This window comes from Deltaproteobacteria bacterium RBG_16_64_85 (assembly GCA_001798885.1).
Taxonomy (GTDB): domain Bacteria; phylum Desulfobacterota; class Deferrimicrobia; order Deferrimicrobiales; family Deferrimicrobiaceae; genus FEB-35.
In genome coordinates, this window is sequence record MGQW01000008.1 from 35764 (window position 1) to 60478 (window position 24715).

At 63.9% G+C, this 24715-nt stretch carries 24 protein-coding genes; 20 read left to right on the forward strand and 4 right to left on the reverse strand.

Annotation, left to right across the window (positions count from 1 at the left end; translation table 11 throughout):
- Window positions 1-156: 156 nt before the first annotated feature.
- From A2Z13_08050 to A2Z13_08065, 4 genes are all read left to right on the forward strand, one after another.
- Window positions 157-348 (forward strand): ferredoxin, encoded by a 192-nt coding sequence (locus A2Z13_08050; GenBank protein ID OGP81123.1) that lies wholly within the window; start codon window positions 157-159, stop codon window positions 346-348.
- Window positions 349-424: 76 nt separating this feature from the next.
- Window positions 425-1156, forward strand: a complete 732-nt coding sequence (locus tag A2Z13_08055; GenBank protein OGP81124.1) for a hypothetical protein — start codon at window positions 425-427, stop codon at window positions 1154-1156.
- Entirely contained in the window at window positions 1153-2115 is a 963-nt protein-coding gene (locus A2Z13_08060; GenBank protein OGP81125.1) for a hypothetical protein, read from the forward strand. The genes A2Z13_08055 and A2Z13_08060 overlap by 4 nt, the downstream gene beginning before the upstream one ends.
- Window positions 2116-2125: 10 nt before the next feature.
- The gene (locus A2Z13_08065; GenBank protein OGP81126.1) at window positions 2126-2443 is read left to right on the forward strand and encodes a hypothetical protein; all 318 of its coding nucleotides are present in this window, start codon (window positions 2126-2128) and stop codon (window positions 2441-2443) included.
- 133 nt (window positions 2444-2576) lie between these two features.
- Here the strand turns inward: A2Z13_08065 and A2Z13_08070 are convergent, their stop codons facing one another.
- Entirely contained in the window at window positions 2577-3911 is a 1335-nt protein-coding gene (locus A2Z13_08070; GenBank protein OGP81127.1) for an AAA family ATPase, read from the reverse strand.
- A 988-nt stretch (window positions 3912-4899) separates the two neighbouring features.
- On the opposite strand from A2Z13_08070, the gene A2Z13_08075 reads away from it, so the two are divergent.
- Complete coding sequence (locus A2Z13_08075) at window positions 4900-5292, forward strand: hypothetical protein (GenBank protein OGP81128.1); 393 nt, start codon at window positions 4900-4902, stop codon at window positions 5290-5292.
- Window positions 5293-5427: 135 nt separating this feature from the next.
- On the opposite strand, the gene A2Z13_08080 is transcribed toward A2Z13_08075, so the two are convergent.
- Entirely contained in the window at window positions 5428-5862 is a 435-nt protein-coding gene (locus tag A2Z13_08080) for an osmotically inducible protein OsmC (protein ID OGP81129.1), read from the reverse strand.
- 254 nt (window positions 5863-6116) lie between these two features.
- Window positions 6117-6323: a hypothetical protein gene (locus A2Z13_08085; protein OGP81130.1), complete on the reverse strand. Its 207-nt coding sequence runs from the start codon at window positions 6321-6323 to the stop codon at window positions 6117-6119.
- Between the two features lie 246 nt (window positions 6324-6569).
- Between A2Z13_08085 and A2Z13_08090 the strand changes: the two genes are divergently transcribed.
- From A2Z13_08090 to A2Z13_08120, 7 genes are all read left to right on the forward strand, one after another.
- A complete protein-coding gene (locus A2Z13_08090) occupies window positions 6570-7424 on the forward strand; it encodes an NAD(+) kinase (protein OGP81131.1) in 855 nt (284 codons plus the stop codon).
- A gap of 13 nt (window positions 7425-7437) precedes the next feature.
- Window positions 7438-9117, forward strand: a complete 1680-nt coding sequence (locus A2Z13_08095; protein ID OGP81132.1) for a DNA repair protein RecN — start codon at window positions 7438-7440, stop codon at window positions 9115-9117.
- Window positions 9114-9584 carry a GNAT family N-acetyltransferase gene (locus A2Z13_08100; GenBank protein ID OGP81133.1) on the forward strand — a complete coding sequence of 157 codons (471 nt, stop codon included), beginning with the start codon at window positions 9114-9116 and terminating at the stop codon, window positions 9582-9584. The genes A2Z13_08095 and A2Z13_08100 overlap by 4 nt, the downstream gene beginning before the upstream one ends.
- Window positions 9577-10911: a hypothetical protein gene (locus tag A2Z13_08105; GenBank protein ID OGP81134.1), complete on the forward strand. Its 1335-nt coding sequence runs from the start codon at window positions 9577-9579 to the stop codon at window positions 10909-10911. The genes A2Z13_08100 and A2Z13_08105 overlap by 8 nt, the downstream gene beginning before the upstream one ends.
- A 2-nt stretch (window positions 10912-10913) precedes the next feature.
- Entirely contained in the window at window positions 10914-11579 is a 666-nt protein-coding gene (locus tag A2Z13_08110) for a pyrimidine 5'-nucleotidase (GenBank protein ID OGP81135.1), read from the forward strand.
- Window positions 11580-12358: 779 nt separating this feature from the next.
- Entirely contained in the window at window positions 12359-13819 is a 1461-nt protein-coding gene (locus A2Z13_08115) for a hypothetical protein (protein ID OGP81151.1), read from the forward strand.
- Window positions 13816-14271 carry a hypothetical protein gene (locus A2Z13_08120; protein ID OGP81136.1) on the forward strand — a complete coding sequence of 152 codons (456 nt, stop codon included), beginning with the start codon at window positions 13816-13818 and terminating at the stop codon, window positions 14269-14271. Before A2Z13_08115 ends, A2Z13_08120 begins: the two co-directional genes overlap by 4 nt.
- 138 nt (window positions 14272-14409) lie before the next feature.
- On the opposite strand, the gene A2Z13_08125 is transcribed toward A2Z13_08120, so the two are convergent.
- Window positions 14410-15180, reverse strand: a complete 771-nt coding sequence (locus A2Z13_08125) for a hypothetical protein (protein OGP81137.1) — start codon at window positions 15178-15180, stop codon at window positions 14410-14412.
- 47 nt (window positions 15181-15227) lie between these two features.
- Here A2Z13_08125 and A2Z13_08130 point away from each other — a divergent pair, with 47 nt between their 5' ends.
- The 8 genes from A2Z13_08130 to A2Z13_08165 all read left to right on the forward strand — a co-directional run bounded on the left by A2Z13_08130 (window position 15228) and on the right by A2Z13_08165 (window position 24690).
- A complete protein-coding gene (locus A2Z13_08130) occupies window positions 15228-16409 on the forward strand; it encodes a hypothetical protein (protein ID OGP81138.1) in 1182 nt (393 codons plus the stop codon).
- Between the two features lie 333 nt (window positions 16410-16742).
- A complete protein-coding gene (locus tag A2Z13_08135; GenBank protein ID OGP81152.1) occupies window positions 16743-17717 on the forward strand; it encodes a pyruvate dehydrogenase (acetyl-transferring) E1 component subunit alpha in 975 nt (324 codons plus the stop codon).
- A gap of 4 nt (window positions 17718-17721) precedes the next feature.
- On the forward strand, window positions 17722-18696 hold the full coding sequence (locus A2Z13_08140; protein ID OGP81139.1) for a 2-oxoisovalerate dehydrogenase: 975 nt from the start codon (window positions 17722-17724) through the stop codon (window positions 18694-18696).
- 42 nt (window positions 18697-18738) lie between these two features.
- A complete protein-coding gene (locus tag A2Z13_08145; GenBank protein OGP81140.1) occupies window positions 18739-20178 on the forward strand; it encodes an aldehyde dehydrogenase in 1440 nt (479 codons plus the stop codon).
- A gap of 47 nt (window positions 20179-20225) precedes the next feature.
- Window positions 20226-21350: a hypothetical protein gene (locus A2Z13_08150; protein OGP81141.1), complete on the forward strand. Its 1125-nt coding sequence runs from the start codon at window positions 20226-20228 to the stop codon at window positions 21348-21350.
- A gap of 7 nt (window positions 21351-21357) precedes the next feature.
- Window positions 21358-22728: a dihydrolipoyl dehydrogenase gene (locus tag A2Z13_08155; GenBank protein OGP81142.1), complete on the forward strand. Its 1371-nt coding sequence runs from the start codon at window positions 21358-21360 to the stop codon at window positions 22726-22728.
- A 15-nt stretch (window positions 22729-22743) separates the two neighbouring features.
- Window positions 22744-23715: a hypothetical protein gene (locus tag A2Z13_08160; GenBank protein OGP81143.1), complete on the forward strand. Its 972-nt coding sequence runs from the start codon at window positions 22744-22746 to the stop codon at window positions 23713-23715.
- Complete coding sequence (locus tag A2Z13_08165; GenBank protein OGP81144.1) at window positions 23716-24690, forward strand: pyruvate dehydrogenase; 975 nt, start codon at window positions 23716-23718, stop codon at window positions 24688-24690.
- Window positions 24691-24715: the final 25 nt, after the last annotated feature.

Here is a 24715-nt window from a genome sequence, read left to right on the forward strand (position 1 = left end):
TTCCACTATCGATCCGCCGATTGGATGGGGGGTCCTGGGGGAGATTTTCCTCCGATCGTCGTATAATTATCCTGCGTTGCCGCCGTCAGGCAATTTCACGGCCCGCGGCGGAATGCAGAGATCCGGTGAGAAAAAAACCTACCTGGAGGAAGAGGAATGGCCAGAATCCCCTATGTGGTGAAGGAAGAATGCACCTGCTGCGGCGTCTGTGTGGACACCCTCCCCACCGTATTCCAGCTCGACGACGAGACGAAGGCCGAAGTGTTCGATCCGGCAGGGGACACCGAGCAGGCGATCCAGGAAGCGATGGACCTGTGCCCCGTGGCGTGCATCCTCTGGAAGGAATAGCCGCAACGTCGGATCCCTCCATGGAATGATCCCCTGAATGATCCCCGTTTGTCGATCGTCAAAACGGGAGAGGAAAATGCGTGGCGCGAAACGGCATAACCGGATCTCCCTGCGGGGTCTCCTCGTATTTCTCCTCCTCGTGGGGGGGTGCGCGGGCAGGAAGAGCGCCGTTCGAGAGCCCGAGGCGCCTCTCCCGCCTGCGGGGCCGAAAGTTGCGGTTGCGCCCATGGAAAACCGGAGCAACGACCTGGACGCCTCCGAAATCATCCGGGGCGCCTTTGTCGAGCAGATCGCGCGGCAGGGGTGGAATGTGATGCCCGTTGCGGAGAGCGACCGCCTGCTGCGGGAGAGCCTGGGGATCAGCTATGGGGGGCAGCTGAAAGCATCCACGCCGGAGGAGGTCTGCCGGGCGCTCAAGGTGGAGGGGGTGTTCTACGGGGAAGTCCAGGAGTGGAACAAGACGACGATCGGGCTCTACAACAGCCTGTCCGTCATCGCGGCCTTCAAACTTTACCGGACCGACGGCGCCCTGGCATGGGAGGAGAGCGACCGCCAGTTCCAGATGCATATGCCGCGCGGCGGAGGCAGGGAGATCGGCGGCGAGATCATCGGCCACGCACTCGCGAACCTGCTGCTGAAACCGATGACGCCCGTTGGAAAGACGGTAGGCCGGAATCTCGCGGTGAAACTGCCCGCTGGCGCCCTCATAAAAGCCGAAATCCCCTGTCATAAGGACAATTCCGTCCCGCCGGGGGGGCTGCCTGACAATACGAGTATCACCGGAGAAGACACAGGAGGGTCCAAATGAAGAGAATCTTTCTGGGAATTCTGTCGCTTACGGCGGCCTTCGCGGTCGCCGGGTGCGCCACCTCGCCCCCCATCACCGGGCCGGCGGACCGGGCGTCCGCTCCTGCCGCTACCCTTCGCCGCGCCGAGGCGCCTCCTGGGGCCATCGTGACGAAAGGCCCCAAAAAACGGGTCGCCGTCATCAAGTTCCAGGACAAGAGCCCTTACGGACGCGGCCGACTGGGCGGGGCGGTCCAGGACATCCTGATCACCGAGCTGTCGAAGTCCGGTCTGTTCATCCTGGTGTCGCGCGGCGCCGACATGGACCTGATCCTGGACGAGCAGGACCTCGCCAAGTCCGGCACGATCAAGGCAGGAACCGGCGCGAAGTCCGGGGAGATCCTCGGGTTGAACGCCATCGTAACAGGCGTGATTTCACAGTTCGGAGTGAAGCAGAAGTCAGCCACTTACCTTGTCGGGGCGAGCAAGACGCAGACGGCGGAGGCGACCGTCGACGTGCGGCTCATCGACGCCACGACCGGCCAGGTCGTCTTTGCCGACAGCGGGAACGGCGTGTATGAGGAGAGCTCGACCCAGGTCCTCGGCATGGGCGGGACCAAGGGGTACGACGAGACCCTGGAAGGGAAGGCGCTCCGCGCCGCGATCTCCAAGTTCATCGATAACCTGATCCAGCGGATGGAGGCGATGGAGTGGAGCGGGAAAGTCGCTGCCGTCGATGCGGAGGAGATCACCGTCAACGCCGGGCGGAAGACGGGGCTTGCCGTCGGCGACCGGCTGCGGGTGTTCGGAGAGGGACGCGAGGTGATCGACCCCGACACGAAGGTGTCCCTGGGGCGCAAGCCGGGCCAGGAGAAGGGAGAGATCACCGTGACCGACTTCTTCGGGGAGGATGCGGCGGTGTGCCGGCGGGATCGCGGCGAGGGGATCGCCGTCAACGACATCGTGAAGCTGGCGAGATAGGAGGCGCACTATGAGAAGGATCCTTTTTCCCGTATTCGGCCTGCTGACGATCGCCCTCCTTGCCGGCTGCTACCCCAGGGGGCAGATTTACGGCGTGGGCAACGAGGGGGGACTGATCTTCGCGGTGAACCCACCGGACGCCGAGGTCGTGCTGGATGGCGTCATCCAGGGAAAGGCTTCGGAGTTCACCGAGGAGAGGTATCTCAAAGTGGCCAGTGGAACCCACAAGCTGGAGATTCGGCTCGCCGGCTTCGAGACGTACAACCGGGAACTCTACGTGTCGAATTCCCTGCTGCGGATCGAAACGACGCTGGTCCGGAAAGAGTAAAGGGAAAATCGGGGACGTTCTTGAACTTTTGGAAAAGTTGGGGACGTTCTTGAACTTTTACAACATCCCTTCATAAAAAGTTCAAGAACGTCCCCAACTTTATTACAAGAACGTCCCCAATATCAAACGCCCTTTACTTTTTCCGGACGGCTCCCCACCAGGCCTTGAGACGATCCGAGATCGTCTTTTCGTAGCCCGCTTCCGAGGGCTCGTAATATTTGCGCCGGCCGAGCGTCTCGGGGAAGTAGTTCTCCGGGACGAAGGCCTCCGCGAAGTCGTGGGGGTACTGGTACTTCTCGCCGTATCCCAGCTCCTTCATCAGGCGGGTGGGGGCGTTGCGCAGGTGCATCGGCACCGGGTGGCTCCCCCCGCCCTGCACGTCCTTCATGGCACGGCCGAACGCCGTGTAGACCCGGTTGCTCTTGGGCGCGGTGGCGAGATAGACGACCGCCTGGGCCAGTGCCAGCTCGCCTTCGGGGCTCCCCAGCGTGCGGTACGCCTCTGCCGCCGCAAGGGTGAGCTGGAGGGCTCCCGGGGCCGCATTCCCGACGTCCTCCGACGCGAAGCGGATCATCCGGCGGGCGATGTAGAGGGGGTCCTCGCCCGCCGAAAGCATCCGCGCCAGCCAGTAGAGGGCGGCGTCGGGGTCGGACCCCCGCAGGCTCTTGTGGAATGCCGAGATGAGATTGTAGTGCTCCTCCCCGTCCTTGTCATAGAGCAGCGCCTTCCTCCGGAGCGCCTCCTCGGCCACGGGCACGTCGACCTGCTCGAGGTTCCGGTGCTCCGCGATCGCTACCGCTGCCTCCAGCGCGTTCAGGGCGACGCGCGCGTCCCCGTCCGAGATCTCCACGATGTGCCGTAGGGCGTCGGGGGAGAGGAACGATTCCTTCTTTCCCAGTCCCCTTTCCGCTTCGGTCAATGCCCGCCGCGCGATGATTTCCACCTCGGCCGGAGCCAGGGGAGTGAGGACGAGAACGCGACAACGGGAAAGAAGCGCGTTGCGGATCTCGAACGAAGGATTCTCCGTCGTGGTTCCGAAGAGAGTGACGGTGCCGTCCTCGACGAATGGGAGCAGCGCGTCCTGCTGGGCCTTGTTGAACCGGTGGATCTCGTCGATGAAGAGGATCGCGGGTCGGCCCGCGGAGCGTCCGCTCCGTTTCAACTCGGAGAGCGCGTCCTTGATTTCCTTGATCCCGGAGAGGACGGCCGAATAGGGGAGAAAGACCGCCTTCGTCTCCGTGGCGATGATCCGGGCGAGCGTCGTCTTCCCCGATCCGGGGGGGCCCCAGAAGATCAGCGAGGGAAGGGGACGGGCCGAGAGCACAGAGGAGAGGAACCTCCCCTCCCCCAGGATCTCCTCCTGCCCGACGAATTCGAGGAGCGTCCTGGGGCGCATCCGGTCGGCAAGGGGAGCGCGGGGCGGCTGCGCGCCGGGAAACAGCGAAAATGGCGGCCGGGGCTCGGTCATGGGCTTTCTCTTTTTCATTATATTCCGGATTGTCGGAAGTGGCGATGCAGGCGATGTCGGAGCATGATTACCCCGGCGACGTTTCGTATTTACAACGTATTTGCAAAGCGGGTGAAATCAGGAGCCGCCGGACTCTCCGCGAATTAGAAAAGATCGCGATTGAAAGTGCCCTCGGAAAAATTTAAACTGCCTCCGGGAACATGCCGGGGAATTGGGACGCATCTTGGAGATGGATGCGAGCGATATCTTTCCGGTAGTGCAGTCAGCTCGCCGGCAGAAATCGGATCAGGATATGATTCCGTTGAAAATTCAGAACCATTAAGGGGAGTCTATGAAAAAAGCGCTGACCGTCCATCTGGTTCTGGTGGGTTTGTTTGTCATCGGATTACAGGGAAAGGGATTCTGTCAGGAGCCAAGGAAAGACTGCTTTTTCTTCTCCAGTCTCCATTATACCGCGAAAGGGATGGCTTATTGGTACGACAAGACCAATGGTGGATTGGAAATCCTTACAGGTGTCCCTTATTCAAACCTCGGGTGTAAGAATTGCCATACCCCGGGGTGTGATCGGTGCCATAAAGTTGAAAAGGATGGGAAAGCAGCCTATTCCACCAAAGCAGCAAAGAAACAAGAGATGTGTCTTGAATGCCATGCCCGTGAGCAGGCGATCCTTAAAATTGACAGGGCATCGAAACAGGAGGATGTCCATTTTGCTCTGGGAATGGCTTGTATGGACTGTCATTCCCAAAGAGAGGTGCATGGGGATGGGATCGAATATGTCTCCATGAAACAAACTGGGGCCATGGATACAAAATGCGAGAAATGCCATAACTCCACCAAACCAACCGATTCTCATGCTGTACATAAGGAAAAACTGGATTGTAAATCATGCCATGTTCGACATGTCGTCAGTTGTACGAATTGTCACTTTGAAACCCTTGTCAAAGAAGGAAAGCGTGTCTCCATTCCGGTTTCCGGATGGGTATTCCTCATGAACTACGGCGGAAAGGTAACTTCGGCGAACATGCAGACCTTCTTGGTAAAAGGCGACAAGACATTTTTCATGTTTGCCCCGCAGATGAGTCACTCTGTGATGAAAATGGGCAGGAAATGTGAAGATTGTCACGGCACAGAAACCATGAGACAGGTTCAGAAGGGGAATGTTTCTTTAACCTGGCTTGAAGAAGGAAAAGTAATGAATTTAAAGGGGGTTATTCCGGTAGTGGATGGAGTGGACTACCAATGTGTCTATCAAGATTTCAAGGAAGGAAAATGGATTCCGATCAAAAATCCTTCCAAACCGATTTATCATTATCCCGCATTTGGTAAACCTCTTACGAAAGAACAACTCGATAAGCTTGCGGAGCGTATGGGGAGAAAGTAACCGAAGACACACGATTTAACAATGCGTCATTGTCCGCGGAAAGGAAAGTATTCAGGCCTCGTGGAGATCGTGCGGGCCCGGAACGGAATGGACCGGTTCATCCTGTGACCGGTTCATCGGGACCCTTTCACGCACCTATCGAAAGAACCCCTCGACCATGACCTTTGTCTTTATCGAATTGGAAATCAGACAGTTGGCTTCCACCTTGGCCATTATCTCTTTGGCCTTTCCGGCATCCTCACTGTTCTTCAAGGTCACCTTCGGTCTCAGCGTGACCGAAGTCACCTGAAACTTGCCGTCAACCAGTTCCAGGCGGCCTTCGGCATCGCACTCGTAGTCCGTAAAGGACAAGCCAGCCCGTTCGGCAAAAGCCAGAAACGTAGACAGGACACAAACATTCACAGAGGCAACATACAGATCCTCCGGTGACCAAATGCCCTCGTGCCCCTTGAACTCCGGCGGAGTCGCCACCTGGATGTCGGGTTTCCCCGGCGACGAGGCCACTCCCATCTTTTGCCCGGTCCATTTCACCGCCGTACGATAGGAGTAGACTTTGCCACGGACTTCCATTTTCATACCTCCCGTCGTATCTGTCCAAAACAGGTCTTTTCTAAAATGGAATGGTGCGTCGGCGTTCCTTCCACTCCGGTCTTCTTTTTCCCAGGAATGCCTGCACCCCTTCCACGGCATCTTCCTTGGCGCAGAGGGTGGCGAACAGATGGATCGTCAGGCACAACGCGATTCACCAGACCGTGTTTTTCGGTCGCCATCCTTCCTTCTTCGAGAGCTCAAGGGAACCGTCGTCCCCCTCTTTACACGATTCCTCATTCCTCGATCTCTACGACATCTGGAACATATCCAGTCCCGCCGCCACCGCAGCTGGTCTGGCCGCCCATCTCGGCATCGATAAGATCCGCAAGGAGGCGGGCATGATCGACCAAACTACGTTTGCAGTAGAGGGGGTCGGGCAATCCGGCTGTCGCAATATCATCCTTGGTGGTGGTCTCCGTAACGACGAACCTGGAACTCATCCTATCCCCCTTGCAGGAAAAGGGCCCCGGTCCGCCTTGTGTGGTCGCTCCTCCCACGCTAAAATCCACGGATCCCGGCGATCCGCAGGGATGCTATAGTATCCCCGTAACCGGATCATTCGGCAATCGCTTTTCAAGCGACACCGAAAACGGTCGGAGAAAGTGAATCATTCGCACTGAAGGGTTGGTTTGCGTGGGAGTTACAGGTCTTTCTCTTTTCCTTCCGATATATTATCCTAATCCCCGATGAAGTGCGCCGGGATCATCGCCAAGCACACCGACCCCCGGGCGGGAAAGATCGTCTCCGACCTTTGCGAATGGATCATCGCCCGCGGTCGGCGGGTGGTCCTCGACCGGGAGACCGCTGCCCTCGTCCCCCGCGGCGACGCCGTCGTCCGCTCCAAGCTGCCAGAGAAATGCGACTTCCTCATCGTCCTCGGCGGGGACGGCACGCTCCTTTCCGCCGCGCGGGTGGTTGGGACCTCCGGGAAGCCGATCCTGGGCGTGAACCTCGGGGCGCTGGGGTTCCTCACCGCGATCACGCTGGACGAGCTGTACCCCGTCCTGGAAAAGATCTTCAACTACGACTTCGACTACGACGAGCGGATGTTGCTGGTCGCCCACGTCCACCGGTTGGGCGAGCGCGTGGCCAACTACACGGTCCTGAATGACGTGGTCATCAACAAGGGGGCGCTCGCCAAGATCATCGACATCGAGACGACTGCGGGAGAGATGTACCTGTCCACCTTCAAGGCCGACGGCCTCATCATCTCGACGCCCACCGGATCGACGGGGTACTCCCTCTCGGCGCAGGGCCCCATCGTCTACCCGATGCTGCGCACGATACTGATCACCCCGATCTGCCCGCACACGCTCACCAACCGGCCGCTCGTCATCCCGGACGACATGGTGGTCCGCGCGGAGCTGCGCTCCCGGGAGACCGACGTGTTCCTGACGCTCGACGGCCAGGTGGGGTTCGGGCTCCGCGAGAGGGACGTGGTGGAGGTGAAGAAGGCGGAGGCCCCCCTGCGGTTCTTCCGTTCCCCCTCCAAGGACTACTTCACCGTCCTGCGCACCAAGCTCAAGTGGGGAGAGCGGTGATTCCGTTCCCGCGATGCTGATCGAGCTGTCCGTCCGCAACCTCGCCATCTTCGAAGACGTCCGCGTCCCCTTCGCACCGGGCCTGAACATCGTCACCGGGGAGACGGGAGCCGGCAAGTCGATCCTCGTGGAGGCGATCCGCCTTGCGCTGGGCGAGAAGGCGGACCCGGTGACGGTGCGAAGCGGCGAGCCGGAGGCGGAGGTCTCCGCGCTGCTCGACCTGTCCCGCAGGGAGGACCTGAAGGAGGCTTGGGAGGAAGCAGGCTTCCCGTGGGAGGAGGAGCTCGTGCTGCGCAGGGTCATTCCCTCCGCCGGAAGAAGCCGCGCCTACTTCAACGGTCGTGCGGTCGCACAGTCCGCGCTGACGGAGCTCGCCCCCGTGCTCGTGGAGATGGTGAGCCAGCACAGCGTCCCCTTCCTGCTCTCGAAGGCGGCGGCGCTGGCCTCGATCGACGAGTTCTCCGGGACCGCTCCCTTGGCGAGGGAGGTTCGCCGGCTGTACCGGCGCGTTTCCGCGCTGCGGAGGCAGGCGGAGGAAGCCGGCGCACGGGGAGAGAGCGCGCGAGGGCGGATCGAATCGCTGGATTTCCAGGTCGCGGAGCTTGCACGGGCCGTCCTCGTCCCGGGGGAGGAGGAGGAGCTGGCCGCGGCCCATTCCGTCCTGCGGAACGCCTCGAAGGTCCAGGCGGCGTTGCGGGACGCAGAGGGGGCCCTGTCCTCGGCGGAACATTCCGCGTCATCGTCGGTTTCGTTTGCGGCCGCCAGGGTGCGGGAGGCGGCCGCCGCCGATCCGCGCCTGGCGGAGCTGGGCGAGCGTATCCGTGGGCTCCAGAGCGAGCTTACGGACCTGGCGCGCGAGCTGGTTTCCCGGGCGGGGAGGGTGACCCTTGACGCCGACCGTCGCGAGCACATCGAAGAGCGCCTGACCGAGATCCGCCGCCTGAAACGGAAGTACGCGAAGGAGGTCCCGGAGTTGATCGCCCACCTGGACGACCTCCGGGTGGAACGGGGCGCCCTCGACGCGACCCTCGAGGAGGGGCGCAGGGTGCACGCCGCATTGGCGGCGGAGGAAGAGTCGTGCGTCGCCGCCGCTTCGGCATTGAGCCGGGGGAGACAGGGAGGGGCGAAGAAAATGGCCGCCTCCGTGGAAAAGGAGCTGGCGCGCGTGGCCCTTGCCGGCGCGAAGTTCCGGGCCGAGATCGCCTCCCGGAGCCCCACGGCCGCGTCCCTTTCCGCGGCGGGGCTCGACGAGGCGGAGCTCCTGTTCAGCGCCAATCCGGGACAGGACCTGCGTCCCCTGTCGCAGACGGCGTCGGGCGGGGAGCTTTCGCGCGTGATGCTGGCCCTGCGGAACGCCTCCTCCCGCGGGCAGAGCGGAAGGACGATCGTCTTCGACGAGATCGACGCGGGGATCGGAGGGCGGGTGGCGGAGAGGGTGGGTGCGCGCCTGAAAGAGCTAGCGGGGACCGCGCAGGTGGTCTGCGTGACGCATCTTCCCCAGGTGGCGGCCTTTGCGGACTGCCACCTCCTGGTGAGCAAGGTCTCCGGGAGGGGATCCGTGACCACCAGCGTGAAACCGCTCGCGAAACAGGATAGGATAACGGAACTGGCGCGCATGATCTCCGGGTCGGAGGTCACCGGAGAGGCGCACGCGCATGCCAGGGAGCTGATCGAGAGGGCTGCAGGCGGATGATCCGGAAGGCCAGGATGGGGGACGTCAAGGCGATCCAGAAGCTGATCGCCGAGTACGCCCGCAAGGGAGACATGCTGCCGCGGTCGCTCAGCGAGATCTACGAGAACCTCCGGGACTACTTCGTGTACGAGGAGGACGGAGAGGAGGTGATCGGGTCGGCGGCAGTCCACCTCATGTGGGAGGATCTGGCCGAGGTTCGATCGCTCGCGGTGCGCGACGACCGGATGGGCCGCGGCATCGGCACGCAGCTGGTCGAGGCATGTATCTCCGAGGCGATCGTCCTGGGGATCACGCGCGTGTTCGCCCTCACCTACAAGCCCGTATTCTTCGAGAAGCTGGGGTTCAAGCAGGTGGACAAATCGGAGCTTCCGCACAAGATCTGGTCCGACTGCCTGAAGTGTTCCAAGTTCCCCGATTGCGACGAAGTCGCGCTGGTGGCCGATTTCTCCGGGACGCGGCATGCCTGAGGAGCTTTTCGGCCTCGTCGAGCGGGAAGTCGCGCAGCGCGGCGGGGGACAGGCCGAGCTGTACCTCGTGAGGGAGCGTGCACGACGGTATGACGCTCGGGGGGGGGGGATCGATTCCATTTCCATCGCCGATGCTCTCTCCCTCGGCGTCCGCATCTTCCGCAACGGCCGGATGGGATTTTCCTACGGATTTCGCGAGAGCGGCGACGAGATCGCCCGGATGGTCGAGGCGGCGCTCTTCTGCGCCGATGCCTCGGACCCCGATCCGGCCTACGGCCTTCCCGATGCGGATGGCGAATTCCCGGAGCCCGCCCTCTACGATCCTGCGTGGGAGAGCGTCGGGGATTCCGCAAAGGCGGGGTTCGCCGCCGACCTGGAGCGCAGGACCCTGGCCTTCGACCCGCGGATGAAGCGGGTCCGCTCCGCTTCCCTCAAGGAGACGGTCACCGAGGCGAGGTTTTGGAATTCGGCCGGCCGCGGGGGCAGCTGGCGGGCGTCGCACTACTTCGCTTCCGTGGAGTCGGTGGCCGAACAGGGGAATGAGGGGCAGATCGGCTACGGGTTCGGGTTCGGCCGGCGGTTCGCCGACCTGGAGGTGGACACGGTGGCGAAGGAGGCCGGCCTGCGGGCGGTCCGGATGCTCGGGGCCCGCCGTCTGCCGACCGGACACTACGCCGCGGTCCTGGAGAACGGCGCCGCCGCCGATCTCCTCGAAGTGCTGATCCCTTCCTTCCTCGCCTCCCAGGTGGCAAAGGGGAAGTCGATGCTTGCGGGAAAGAGGGGGCGGACGATTGCTTCCCCGATGGTGGACATCTCCGACGATCCCCTGGATGCGCAAGGGAGCGGTTCGCAGGCATTCGACGGCGAAGGGTCTCCGTGCCGCCGGAACGTCCTGGTGGAGGAAGGAGTGCTGAAAGGGTACCTGGCCGACGCCTTCTGGGGGAGAAAGCTGGGGACAGGGACGACCGCCAGTTGCCGGCGCCCGGGATCCAAGACAGCGCCGACGGTCGGGATCTCCAACCTCCTCATCGCACCCGGCGACAAGACGCCCGCAGAGATGCTGCGACGGGCCGGGTCTGGGATCCTGCTGACGGAGTTTCTGGGAATCCACACCGCCGACCCGATCTCGGGGGATTTTTCCGTCGGCGCGGCGGGGATCCGTTTCGAGAGGGGCGAAGAGAAGGAACCGGTTCGCGGGTTCGCCGTCTCCGGGAACGTCCTTTCCCTTCTCCGGCAGGTGACGGAGGTCGGCTCCGACTTCCGGTGGTTCGGGAACGTAGGCTCGCCGTCCCTGGCGGTATCCGAGATCGCAGTGGGAGGGGAGTAGCGATGGCGGCGGAGCCGCTGTTCATCTTCGACCTCGACAACACGCTTTATCCGCCGGAGGTGAGCCTCTGGCGGATCGTGGACGCCCGAATCGAGCGCTACGTCCAGGAGAGGCTCGGCGTGAACCCGGAGGCCGCCCGGCGTGTCCGCAAGGACTTCCTGCAGGAGTTCGGGACCACCCTGCGCGGCCTCATGCACTATCATGATGTTCCGCCGGGAGAATATCTCGAATACGTCCATGACGTGCCGATCCCGGAGATCGTCCCCCCGCGGCCCGACCTCCGGAGCATGCTCTCCGGGCTCCCGGGGAGGAGCGTGGTATTCACCAACGGCTCGGAGTCGTATGCCCGCCGGGTTCTCAAGGCCCTGGACGTTTCGGACATGATGGAAGGAATCTACGGGATCGAATTCATGGAGTACATCGCCAAGCCGTCGCCCTACCCGTATGCCAAGCTCCTGCAGGCGACCGGGGCCCGCGCGGAGGCCTCCCTGTTCTGCGAGGACGTCCGCGAGAACCTGCTTCCGGCCCGAGAGCTCGGCATGTTCACCGTCTGGGTGGGGGGCAGGGAAGAGGCATCTCCCGCCCATGCCGTGGTGAGCGACGTGTGCGAACTTCCGGGGATCCTGCCGAGGTTCCTGGAGCCGAAAATTTCAGGAGGAAATCGATGACGGAAAAGAAAGGAAAGCGCAGGTACTGGAGGCGACGCCCCCGGCGCAAGGATGGAGAGGCAGCGGAATCCGCGCCTCCCGCTTCGCCTCAGTCCGGCCAGTTTCCCGGCGAGGGGGAATCCTCGAGCGGGGCGTCTGTTGAGGGAGAAGACGTACTTCCAGGAGGGGACAAGGTCCAAGCGCCGGAGGAATCGCAGGAGGCGCTGACGCGGCCGGAAATCCAGGAAGTCGCAAAAACGGTCGAGGGCGCAACCGCTGCGCCGAAGGGGCGCCGCCGCCGGTCGCGCCGGCGGGGAAGCAAGGGAGCGCAGGCAAGCCCCCCGGACCAGCCGCAGGGAGAGCAAGCGACGCAGCCGTTTGGGGGTTCTTCCTCCGAGGGGGCGACCGGCGCGGGGGAGGAAACGCCGCAGGAATACGGTGCGACCCCGGCGATCCCGGAGGGTTTTCCAACGGAGGGGTGGGAGGAAACCGCGGCGGATCCGCAAGACACGAAAGGGGCGCAGGCGGGGGAACCCGGAGGCGAGCCGAAGAAGGGAAGGCGGCGCAGTCGCCGCCGGGGACGGCATCGCGGGAAAGGATTGCCGCAGACGCCCGAAGGGGAACCCGTTCCCGAAGGTGCTCCCGCACAGGGAGAGTTCAACGGCGGGGCGGAAGGGACCTCCTCCGAGGAGCCCGTCGCGGCGCGAGAGGCCGTCGAGGAGATCGAGGCGCGGCAGGACGAGGAGGAGTACGGGGAGGAAGCCTCCGCCGAAACCGCCGGCAAGGGGCCGCGGAAGGTGATGCTGATCGACGGGATCCACCCGGAAGAGATCCGGGTGGCATTCGTCAGCGACGGAAATCTCGACTACTTCGAGGTGGAGAACCAGCGCAGGAAGCAGTTCAAGGGGAACATCTACAAGGGCAAAGTGGTCAACGTCGCCCATGCGATCGAGGCGGCCTTCGTCGAGTTCGGAGGCGGGCGGCACGGCTTCCTCCCTCTGAACGAATACTGCGGCGGCGCGCTGATGGAGAACCTCGGGACGTGGAACGAGGGGGACAAGCGCCCCCACCTGCGGCCCGGGGTGGAGATCCTTGTCCAGGTGACCAAGGAGGAGTCCTCCATCAAAGGGGCCGCCCTCACCTCGTACATCAGCATCGCGGGGCGGTACCTCGTGATGATGCTGGGGATGAAACGGTACGGGATCTCGAAGAAGATCTCGAACGAGAAGGAGCGGGAGCGGATCCGGAAGAACATGGAGAAGCTGACCTACCCGGATCACCTGGGGTTCATCGTCCGGACGGTGGGGGCGGGGCAGCCCCTGAAAGATCTCAAGGCGGACCTCGAGAACCTGCTCAAGCTGTGGGACCGGACGGTGGAGGGGGCGCGCACGCAGAAGGCGCCGGCGCTTCTCTACGAGGAGCAGGACATCGTCATCCGGACGCTGCGGGACAGGTACTCGTCCGACGTCTCGGAAGTCCTGATGAACTCGGCCGACTCGTACCGCAAGGCGCAGGCGTTTTTCGACGTCTACTATCCGAAGCAGATGCAGAAGCTCAGGCTGGTCCGGCAGAAACGGCCCCTGTTCTTCAAGTTCAACCTCGAGGAGCAGCTGGAGAGGGCCTGCGCCCGCAAGGTGGCGCTTCCCTCCGGCGGGCACATCGTGATCGACAGGACCGAGGCGCTGTGGTCGATCGACGTCAACTCCGGCCGGTCGGCCAAGGACCGGGACATCGAGGACACGGCCTACCGGACCAACAAGGAAGCGGCATCGGAGGTGGCGCGGCAGCTCCGGATCCGCGATATGGGAGGCTTGATTGTCGTCGATTTCATCGACATGGAGAACCGGAACCATATCAAGGACGTCGAGAAGACCCTCAAGGACACCCTGAAAAAGGACAAGGCGAAAAGCGACGTCTCCAACATGGGGAAATTCGGTCTGGTGGGGATCAGCCGGCAGCGGATGGGGATCTCCTTCTACGACGTCGTGATGAAGGGATGCGACGTGTGCTTCGGCACGGGCTCCCATCCCACGCCGGACGCCGTGATGGTGCGTTTCCTGCGGCGGGTCCACAGCGAGCTGTCGCGCGACCCTGCGAAAGACCTGGCGGTCCGCGTGTCGCCGCAGCTCCTGGAGGCGCTGCTGAACCAGAAGCGCGAGGAGGTCACCTCCCTGGAGAAAATGTGCGGGGCCCGCGTCGTCTTCGAGGTGGACGCCTCTCTCCCCCCCGGGTCTTATTCCGTGGGCGAAGGGACGACATGATCGAACGGAAGGACAGGGTGGACCCCTCCGTCCAGGACCGCGCCACGCAGGATCGGCTGCACCGCCTCTGCCGCCGGTACATCCGGGTGGCCTTTTTCTACCTTGCCCTGGGCCTGCTCCTGGGCGCGGGGATGCTCGCCTTCGGCAACGACAACTTCCAGTTCGTCCACACCCACATGCTGCTCATCGGGTTCGTCCTCTTCCTGATCTACGGCATCGGGTTCAAGCTGATCCCCACGATGTTCTTCGGTCTGCCCCGGGTCGCCTCCATCGGCTGGGCGGAAGTCCAGTTCTGGCTGGCCAACGTCGGGCTGGCGGGCATGCTGGTCGGTGCCATGATGCCGGTGGGCCTGGGGCTGGACCGGATCTCCGTCCTCTTCGGGCTCGTCGAAGCCGCCGCAGGGATTCTCTTCGCGGCCCTGATGGGAAAAACGATCCAGGGCCGTTCCTGAAAACTTTTGTCTGAAGTTCGGGGACGTTCTTAAACTTTTTAATGTCCCCTTGCCCAGGGATTAAAAAGTTTAAGAACGTCCCCAGACAAAAGTTTTCAGGAACGCCTGATCGGGAAGACGATCGGCGGGAAATAGCGACTACGGCAGAAGCCTCTCCGACGGATGATAGGTCCGGAAGCCGTACTCGCCCTCCGCCGTCAGGAAGAAGTGCCGCCACTCCTCCCGCCACGAGGGCAGCACAGCGAGCACCTTTCCCGCCTCTCCTTGAGCGAATCGCAGGAGACGCTCCGAATGGAAATGGCCGAGGATTACGAAATCCACGCCTGCCGTGAACTGCCGCAACGCGAACTCGCGGCAATCCTTTTCCGGGAACGATCCACGGAAGCGGTGGTTGGTCCGCTTGAGCTTCCTCTCCAACCGGTCGGCGAGCGGAAGGACGACCGAGGAGGGAAGCGCGGAGACGGCTCCGAAGGCGAGGCGGTTCTTCGAGATGGCCTTCCAGAACCGATAGGCGATGTCGGCGCGGTTGACCGTGTCCCCGTGGGAAAGGTAGAGCCTCTTCCCTCCGACGGCCGCTCTCATTTCCACCTCGGCCACCGAGTCGAACGTTTGTCCTTCGTGGTACTTTTTCAGATAGAAATCCCGGTTCCCCTCCACATAATATAAACGTAGTCCTCCGCGGCGCAGTTCCCGCAGGCGCGAGATGACCGGCTTCTGGAACCCGAAGGTGAGGTCGGGACTGCCGAACCACAGGTCGAACACGTCGCCCAACAGGAACAGGGCAACGTTTTCGGCAGCGGCTTTTTCGGCGAGGGCGACGAAATTGCGGGAATGGATGTCGTCTTGGTTCAGGTGGGCGTCGGACAGGAAGACCGCACGCTCCGGGGAGATCGGGGACCCCTTTTCCATACGTTGAATACGATAGCACAAGATTCGCCGGCGGGGAGGTGCAAGGGATGTTGATGCTTTCCGGGATCCGCGTGCTGGACCTGTCGCTGCAGCTTCCAGGGCCCTTCTGCACGATGATGATGGCCGACCACGGGGCGGACGTGATCAAGGTGGACGAGCCCAACCCTCGCGTCCGGAACCCCTTCTCGGCGGAGGAGCCGGGGATCTCCCCGGCCGACCGGTACCTGAACCGGGGGAAGCGCAGCCTCACGCTCGACCTCAAGTCGGGGGAAGGGCGGGAGGCCTTCCTGCGATTGGCCTCCGGCGCCGACGTCGTCGTGGAAGGGTTCCGGCCCGGCGTCACCGCGCGGCTCGGCGTGAACTACTCGATCCTCTCGGCGGAAAATCCCCGCCTGGTGTACTGCTCGATCTCCGGTTACGGGCAGACCGGCCCGATGCGCGAAATCGCCGGCCACGACATCAATTACATCTCCCATGCGGGAGTCCTGGGACTTTCCGGCCGCAAGGGTTCTCCCCCCGTGCTTCCGCCGGTCCAGATCGGCGACCTCTTCGGGGGGGCCATGATGGCGCTGTCGGGAATCCTGATGGCGCTCCTCGCACGGCAGTCTTCGGGGAATGGGAAGTGGCTGGACCTCTCGATGACCGACGGGGCGATGGCCATGCTCTCGATCCACGCCGCGGCCTATTTTTCGGACGGGATTTCGCCGGAGCGCGGGACGATGCCCCTCACGGGAAAATTCCCCTGCTATGAAACCTACCGGTGCGCCGATGGACGGTACGTGAGTATCGGCCCCCTGGAGGCCTGGTTCTGGGAGAGAATGATCCGGGCGCTGGGCCGGGAGGACCTGCTAAGCTGCCAGTACGCCGACGGCGAGGAGGCGGATCGCGCGCGGGCCGAACTGGGAAAGCTCTTCGCGGCGAAGGGCCGGGATGAGTGGGTCCGGTTCTTCCGGGAACACGACGTCTGCCTCTCCCCCGTTCTCTCCCTCCCTGAAGCGCTTGCGCATCCCAACGCGCAGGCGCGGCGGATGGTGATCGAGGTGGAATCGCCCCTGGGGGGAAAGGAGCGGCAGCTGGGGATGCCGATCAAAGCCGCCGGGGGAGGGGAGGCGACCCCCCGCCGTTCTCCCCTCCTGGGGGAGCACGACGAGGAAATCCTAACGGGGATCGGGTACACGGCGGCGCAGATCGGGGATCTCCGGGCAAAGGGCGTGATCCGGGGGAAGTGAGCCGCAAGGGATGTCGAAGGCGAAAAAGAAGATCGTCATTCCCCTTCCCAAGGTCAAGGAGCGGGGAATCATGCCGAAGCCGGGTCGGGTGATCCCGGACCCGAAAAAGTCGGCGAGCAAGGCAGCCTGCCGCAGGAAGGTGACCGAGGAGAAAGAGGACGGGTGAATCCTCCCGCGGGAAGATTCATCGGATAAGAAGAGGCGCGGACGATCCCAGGCACGGAGGCCGGCATGGAACTGCCGTTGTTGGTGGCGCTTCGCGACGACGGGTCCGTCGACCCGGACCTGGACCCCGGATTCGACGGGGATACCCTCCTTTTTCTTTTCAATAAAATGGTTTTCTTAAGGGCGCTGGACGAGAAGGCGCAGCATCTCCAGCGGGCGGGGCGAATCGGCTTCTACATCGGCGCCGCCGGGCAGGAGGCGGCGGAGATCGGATCCGGGTTCGCCCTGCGGAAGGGCGACTGGATGTTCCCCTCCTATCGGGAGCATGGGGCGGCCCTCATGCACGGATACCCCCTTTCCTCCCTCGTCGGACAGCTCTTCGGCAACTCCGCGGACGCCACGAAGGGCAGGCAGATGCCCAACCACTGGTGCGACCGCTCGGCGCGCGTGGTCTCTGTGTCCTCCCCTGTGGCCACCCAGCTCCCCCAGGCGGTGGGGGTCGCCTACGCCGCCAAGCTGGGCGGGGAGAAGTCGGCGGTCATCGCGTACTTCGGTGACGGCGGCAGCTCCACGGGGGAGTTCCACGTCGCGATGAACTTTGCCGGGGTCTTCAAGACCCCGAACGTCTTCTTCTGCAGCAACAACCAGTACGCCATCTCGCTTCCTTTCGCGAAGCAGACCGCGGCCGGGTCGATCGCGGTCAAGGCTGCGGCATACGGGTTTCAGGGCGTCCGGGTGGACGGCAACGACATCCTGGCGGTCGTCCGGGTGACCCGCGATGCCCTGGAGCGGGCGAGAGCGGGGGAGGGGCCGACCCTGGTCGAGGCGCTGACCTACCGGATGGGCGCCCACTCCACCTCCGACGATCCGACGCATTACCGGTCCGAGGAAGAGGTCGAGGCGTGGCGACGGAAAGACCCCATCCGCCGGTTCGCCGCCTATCTCAAGAAGGAAGGGGTGCTCACCGACCAGGCCGAAGCCGCGGTCGCGGAGGAGGCCCGCGAGGAGGTGCAGCGGGCGGTTGCGGCGTGCGAGGCGGCCCCCCCGGTGCCCCCGGAGAGCCTGGTCGAGGACGTCTACGCGGAGATGCCGTGGCACCTCAAGGAGCAGCAGGAGTGGATCCGGATACCGGTGAAGGGGTGATCCCGTGGCGACGATGACGCTGGTCCAGGCGATCCACGACGCGCTGGCCCTCGAGATGGAACGCGACCCCCGTGTCGTCCTTCTGGGAGAGGACATCGGGAAGAACGGGGGCGTCTTCCGGGCGACCGAAGGGCTATGGGCGCGGTTCGGATCGGACCGAGTGATCGACACCCCGCTGGCGGAGGCGGGAATCGTCGGAATGGCGATCGGGATGTCGCTTTCCGGCCTGCGCCCCGTCGCCGAGATCCAGTTCGTCGATTTCATCTACCCCGCTTTCGACCAGATCGTGTCGGAGCTGGCGAAGTTCCGGTACCGGTCTGCGGGCCAGTTTACCGCCCCGGTCGTTATCCGGACCCCCTCGGGGGGAGGGATCAAGGGGGGGCACTACCATTCGCAGAGCCCGGAGGCCTACTTCATCCACACCGCGGGGCTTAAAGTGGTCATGCCATCGACGCCTGCGGACGGCAAGGGGCTGCTCGCCGCAGCGATGCGCGACCCTGACCCGGTGATCTTCCTGGAGCCGAAGGCGCTCTACCGGACCGCAAAGGGGGAAGTGCCGGAAGGGGACTACACCGTTCCCCTGGGCAAGGCGCGCGTAGTGAGAGAAGGGGAGGACGTTTCGCTGATCACCTATGGCGCAACCGTGCACGTAGCAGAGGAGGCCGCGGCGATGGCCGAGGAGGAGGGGATCCACGTGGAGGTGATCGACCTTCGGACCCTTTGGCCCCTGGACGTCGAGGCGGTCGTCCAGTCGGTGGAGATGACGGGCCGGGCGGTCGTCCTCCACGAGGCGCCACGGACGTGCGGTTTCGGTGCGGAGCTTGCCGCCCTGATCCAGGAGAAAGCGTTCCTTCACCTGAAAGCCCCGGTCGCCAGGGTGACCGGATTCGACACGCCGTTCCCGTATTCGCTGGAAAAGCTCTACCTCCCCGATGCCCTGCGCGTGATCGGGGCGATCCGCGCGACGGTAAATTTCTGACCGAAAACAGGGAAATCGCAATCCGGAGCCAAGGAGGAAACCATGGCGAAAAAAGTGACGGCAAGGCCGTACCGGCTGTTCGTCGGGGGGAAATGGGTGGGCGACAAGGAGACCATGCCGGTGATCGACAAGTACACGGGGGAGACGATCGGGATCGTCCCGGCGGCCTCCCGGGAGACGGTGGACCGCGCCATCGGCGCCGCCCACGCCGCCTTTCCCGACTGGTCGCGGACACCCGCCCACCGGCGTTTCCGGATCCTCGAAAAGGCGAGCAACCTGCTGGCGAAGCACCAGGAGGAGATCGCGGCGATCATCTGCCGGGAGGCGGGAAAGGCCTGGAAATACTCGGTGGGCGAGGTTTCGCGGGCCGTGGAAACGTACCAGTTCTCCGCCGAGGAGGCCAAGCGGATCCACGGGGAGACCGTGCCGATGGACGCCAGCACCGCGGGGGAGGGGCGGATGGGGTTCTACCTGCGCTGCCCGGTGGGGGTCGTGGCTGCCATCACGCCGTTCAACTTTCCCTTGAACCTCGTCGCACACAAGGTCGGCCCGGGGCTGGCGGCGGGGAACACCTTGGTCCTGAAACCCGCGTCTACAACCCCCCTGACCGCGATCCGCCTCGCGGAGATCCTCGAGGAGGCGGGGGTGCCCGCAGGGGTGTTCAACGTCATCGTCGGCTCCGGCGGCACCGTCGGGGACTGGATCACCACCGACCCGCGGGTCGCCAAGATCTCCTTTACCGGGAGCCCTCCGGTCGGGGAGGCGATCATTCGGAAGGCAGGCCTTAAAAAAGTGACGATGGAGCTCGGAAACAACTCCGGCACGATCATCGAGCCCGACGCCGATCTCGATGCGGCGGTGCCGCGCTGCGTGGTCAGCGCCTTCGCCAATTCCGGCCAGGTGTGCATCTCCCTGCAGCGGCTCTATGTCCATCGATCGATAGCGAAGGAATTCACGATGCGATTCGTCGACGCCACCTCGAAGCTGAAGGTCTGCAATCCCCTGGAGAAGGATTGCGACGTCGGCCCGATGATCGAAGAGGCCGAGGCGAAGCGCGCGGAGGCCTGGATCAAGGAGGCGATCGCGGAAGGGGCGAAGCTCCTGATCGGAGGGAAGCGCGAAGGGAGGGTCCTGTACCCGGCCATCCTGACCAACGTCCGCGCCGAGATGAAGGTGATGTGTCAGGAGGCGTTCGCCCCGCTGGTTTCCCTTTACGAATACGAAAAGTTCGAGGACGCGGTACGGATGGTGGAGGATTCCCCCTACGGGCTCCAGGCGGGGGTCTACACGAACGACCTGCGGAAGGCGCTGTACGCGGTGGAGCGGATCAACGTCGGCGGAGTGATGATCAACGACACGTCGATCTTCCGGGTCGACCACATGCCGTACGGCGGCAACAAGATGAGCGGCCTGGGCCGGGAAGGGGTCCGGTTCGCCGTCGAGGAGATGACGAACATCAAGATGGTGATGATCAAGCCGTAGGGCTATTATGAATAGCTGCCGATCCCTCCAGGAGGATAGCGACCGGAATGGCCTTTGAGCTTCGGCTGCCCGACATCGGGGAAGGGGTTGCCGAGGGGGAGATCGTCCGCTGGCTGGTGGCCGAAGGCGCATCGGTCAAGGAGGACGACCTCCTGGTCGAGGTTCTGACGGACAAGGCGAACATCGAAATCCCCTCCCCCCTCAACGGTGTGCTCGCGAGGATCCTGGCGAAGCCCGGCCAGATCGTGAAGGTGGGGGAGGTCATCGCCCTCATCGAGGCTGCCGGCGCCATCCCCACATCGCCTGCGACTCCGTCCCGCGCACCCGCAGGCGCGCTGCTGGCCACCCCCGTCGTCCGGAAGCTCGCGAAAGACCTCGGAGTGGACCTGTCGAAGGTCACGGGCACCGGTCCCGGCGGGAGGGTGACCGAGGAGGATGTCGGCACGGCCGCCGCAGCCGCCGTTCCCGCCGCGGGGGCAAAACCGCTGGAGGAGCGAGTCCCCTTCCGCGGCAAGCGCAGGATGGCGGCGAAGAAGATGGTCCTCTCCAAGTCCACCATCCCCCACGCGCTCCTGGTCGATGAAGCCGACACCACGAATCTTTTGGCGATGCGCGAGTCCCTGCGGGAAATCGGGCAGCGCGAAGGGGTGAAAATCACGATCCTGCCGTTCCTCATCCAGGCGGTCGTGACCGCCTTGCGCGTCCACCCCGCGATGAACGCCTCCCTCGACGAGGAGAGGGGGGAAATCGTCCTGAAAAGATATTTCAACATTGGGATGGCCGTGGACGCCGAGGACGGGCTGGTCGTCCCCGTCATCCGGGATGCCGGCGAGAAGACGATTGTGGAACTCGCCCGCGAAATCGAGCATCTGTCGGAAGGGGCCCGCACGGGGAAGCTTTCGATTTTCGACCTTTCCGGCGGCACCTTCACCGTCACCAGCATCGGGTCGATCGGCGGGCTCTTCAGCTACCCGGTGATCCATCCCCCGGAGGCGGCCATCCTCGGCCTGCACAAGATCGTCCGGCGGCCGGTGGTGCGAGGAGGCGAAATCGTCGAGAGGGACATGATGTACCTGAGCCTGTCCTTCGACCACCGGCTGATCGACGGTGGGACGGCCACGCGGTTCATGAACGACGTCATCCTTCAGATCGAAGCGCTGGGCACGGAATGAGGACCCCATGAAACCTTTCGACCTGGTGGTGATCGGAGCGGGACCCGGCGGTTATGTCGCGGCGATCCGGGGGGCGCAACTCGGGATGCGGGTGGCCGTCGTGGAGCGGGACCGTCCCGGGGGGGTCTGCGTCAACTGGGGATGCATTCCTTCCAAGTCGATCCTCAAGTGCGCCGACCTCTACGAGGAGATGAAGAACTCGGCGGCGTACGGCATCGCTTGCCAGGGGTTGTCCGTCGACTACGGGGAGGTCATCCGCCGCAGCCGGAAGGTCGCCGAGCGGATGTCGCGCGGCGTCGGCTACCTGTTCAAGAAAAACGGCATCGAACTGATCGCGGGGAGCGCAACGATCACTTCTCCCCGGACGGTTCGAGCGGGCGATGAAGAGCTCGAGGCCGACAACATCCTGGTGGCCACGGGCACGGCGGTGCGGGGGCTGCCGGGGATCGAACCGGACGGCGAGGCCGTCATCACCAGCGACGACGCGTTGGCCCAGGAGACGCTCCCCCGCTCGGTCGCGGTGTTAGGCGGCGGTGCGGTGGGTGTGGAGTTTGCCTACGTCTACCGCATCTTCGGGGCCGAGGTGACCGTCATCGAAATGATGGACCAGCTCCTCCCCCGCGTCGACCGGGAAGTGGCCGAGGAACTTGCAAAGTCGTTCCGCAAACGGGGGATCCGCGTTCTCACCTCTGCCACCGCAAAAGCGCTCGACAAGGTCCAAGGGACGCTCACGGTGTCCTCGGGGGGGAAGGAAGAGACGATTTCCGCAGAGAAGATCCTGGTCGCGGTAGGTCGAAAGCCTCTTACGGAGGGGCTGGGCCTGGAGGCGTGCGGCGTGCAGCTCGAGCGGGGGTTCATCCGGGTGGACCATAGGTTCCGGACCGCCTGTCCGACGATCCATGCGATCGGCGACGTCATCGGAGGGATGCTCCTGGCCCACGAGGCGTCCGCGGAAGGGGTGGCGGCGGTGGAGATGATGTCCGGGATCGAGACCCATCGGCCGGACCCCGACAAGATCCCGGCGTGCATCTATTGCCAGCCCGAGGTCGCCACGATCGGGCTCTCCGAGGAGGAGGCGCGCAAGCGCGGGATTCCCGTGAAGGTATCGAAGTTCCCCTTCACGGCGCTCGGTCGCGCCGTGGCTTCGGGCCACACGGAGGGGTTCGTCAAGATGGTGGCGGACGAGCGGTACGGCGAGGTGATCGGCTGTCACATCATCGGGCACGGGGCGCCGGACCTGATCTCCGAGCTGTCGCTCGCGCGCACGCTCGAGGCGACGTTCCACGAAATCGGTAAAACCGTCCACCCCCACCCGACCCTGCCGGAGGCGATCCGGGAAGCGGCGCTGATGCTGGGCGGCGAGGCGATCGACATTTAACGCGGCGGAGGAGGTATGACCGAGCAGAAGGAGCGGGAACTCTATTTCTGGCTTCGCCTCATCCGGGAGTTCGAGGACCGGATTTCCGCGCTGGACAAGCAGGGAAAGATTCAGGGGGGCGTCTACTCCGGGAAAGGGCAGGAGGCCGTTGTCGTGGGGGTCTGCCACGAGCTTAAGGCCGACGACTGGATCTTCCCCCTGCACCGCGATCTCGGGGCGTTCCTCGTGAAGGGGGCCGACCCCCGGCGCCTGATGGCGCAGATCCTGGGGAAAAAGGACGGGTTCTCCAAGGGGAAGGACTCCTTCCTCCATGGCGGGGACTTCTCGCACTGCATCTTCGGGGCGACCTCGATGCTGGGCTCCACCCTCCCGGTGGCGGTCGGCACCGCCTACAAGTTCAAGATCAAAAAGGAGGACCGCGTGGCGGTCGCCTTCTTCGGCGAGGGGGCGAGCTCCCGGGGGGACGTTCACGAGGCGATGAATTTCGCCGGGATCTACAAGCTGCCCGTCGTCTTCGTCTGCGAGAACAATTTCTACGCCTATTCCACCCCCAACGAGCTGCAGTTCGCAGTGGAGGACGTGGCCGACCGGGGCCCGGGATACGGATTCAAGGGGGACGTCTGCTCGGGGAACGACCTCCACTCGGTGATGAAGGCCGCGAAAAAAGCGATCGACCGGGCGCGAAGCGGAGAGGGGCCGACGTACCTCGAATGCAAGACGTACCGGTACCATGGCCATTCCGAGCACGACCGCGCCACCTACCGCAGCGATGAGGAACTGATCACCTGGGAGAGCCGCGATCCGATCGAGCGGTGGGAGGTCTACCTGGAGAAGCGGAAGTACGACCGTGCCGCCATCCAGACGGAGACGGAGCAGCGGGTGAAGAAGATCGTCGAGGACGCGTTGGCGTTCGCGGAGGCGAGCCCCCTGCCGGAAGGCCTGGAGGCGATGGAAGACCTCTACGCCACGCCGATCACGGAGGAGTAAATGCAGGTCACCTACATCCAGGCGATCAACCAGGCGATGCACGAGGAGATGGCGCGCGACGGGAATGTGCTGCTCCTCGGGGAGGATGTCGGCGTCCTCGGAGGGGCCTTCAAGGCGACCGAGGGGCTGCTCGCGAAATTCGGCTCTGAGCGCGTTGTGGACACCCCGATCGCCGAGTCGCTCATCGTCGGCGCGGGGGTGGGCCTTGCCATCCATGGGATGCGCCCGATCCTGGAGATGCAGTTCATCGACTTCATCTCGTGCGGGTTCGACCAGATCGTCAACATGGCGGCGACGCTCCGGTACCGGCACGGGGGGCAGGCCTCCTGCCCGATCGTCATTCGGGGGCCGTGCGGGGCGGGCGTCCACGGGGGTATCTACCACTCCCAGAACCCGGAGGCGTGGTTCTTCCACGTCCCGGGCTTGAAGGTCGTGGCACCGGCGACGGCGTACGACGCCAAGGGACTTCTCAAAAGCGCCATCCGGGACGACGACCCCGTGATCTACCTGGAGCACAAGTTCCTCTACCGCCGGATCAAGGAGGACATTCCGGACACGGAATACCTCGTCCCCATCGGGAAGGCGGTGCTGCGCAAGGAGGGGAGGGACCTCTCCGTCATCACCTACGGATCCCCGGTGCACGCGGTGATGAAGGCCGCGAAGGACATGGCGGGGGAGATCGACATCGAGGTGATCGACCTGCGGACGATCCTGCCGCTGGACTGGAAGACGATCCGGGCGTCGGTGGCCAAGACGGGCAAGGTCCTGATCGTCCACGAGGCGAGGCGCACCGGCGGCATCGGGGGGGAGGTCGCCGCCCGCATCGCGGAGGAGCTGTTCGAGTCCCTGGACGGGCCGGTCGTGCGGGTGGCCTCGAAGGACACCCACAACGCCTTCGCCGCGACGATGGAGGATTACATCCTCCCGAACCAGGAGAAGATCACAGAAGCGATTCGAAATCTTGCGGCCTACTGATCGAATTCCCGGTTGCAGCGGACCG